The sequence below is a fragment of the Nonomuraea sp. bgisy101 genome, assembly GCF_057708945.1.
In genome coordinates, this window is record NZ_JBYITD010000123.1 from 1 (window position 1) to 611 (window position 611).

At 69.9% G+C, this 611-nt stretch carries 1 protein-coding gene; it reads right to left on the reverse strand.

The window, feature by feature from the left end; translation table 11 throughout:
- Positions 1–592, reverse strand: a 592-nt coding sequence (locus tag AC3EO4_RS55715; protein WP_431905002.1) for a TetR/AcrR family transcriptional regulator, incomplete at its 3' end; no start/stop codon positions are given.
- Positions 593–611: the final 19 nt, after the last annotated feature.

A 611-nucleotide genomic window follows, 5' to 3' on the forward strand; every position in this document is an offset into this window, starting at 1 on the left:
GGTGGGCCTCGTCGGTGGGGATGCCGAAGGTGCGCAGCAGGTCTTCGGTGATCTGGTCGGTGGCCTGGGCGTCGTCGCGGTCGGGCTGGGTGTGGAGCAGTTGGCCGAGGCATAGTGCGGCGCCTGCGGCCATCACCAAAGCGAGCTCCGGATCGCCCACGGTGAAGCGCCCGGCCTGGATGCCGGCTTGGATGTCGCGTCGCACGCGCGGGGCGATGCCGTGCTCGGAGGTGGCGATGGCCAGGCCGGTGTTGAGCAGGACTTTGCTGAGCTGGGGATGGCGGCGGTGCAGGCGTCCGGTCAGCCGGAAGCTGAAGGCGAACACCTCGGCCGGGTCGTCCATGCCGCGGGTCAGCTCATCCAGTGCCGCGCCGTGCCGGTCCAGGGCGTCTTCCACGGCTGCCTGGAAGAGTTCATCCTTGCCGGAGAAGTGGTTGTAGAACGAGCCCATGCCCACGTCGGCGGCCTGGGTGAGCTCCAGGATCGCCACGTTGGTCTTGCCGTCGGCGATGAAGGTCTGGGCCGCGTGGACGAGCGCGGCGCGGGTGCGCGCCTTGCGCCGATCCAGGCGGCTCGGTGCGGCGTCGGCCATCTGTTCTCACTCCTGTCGC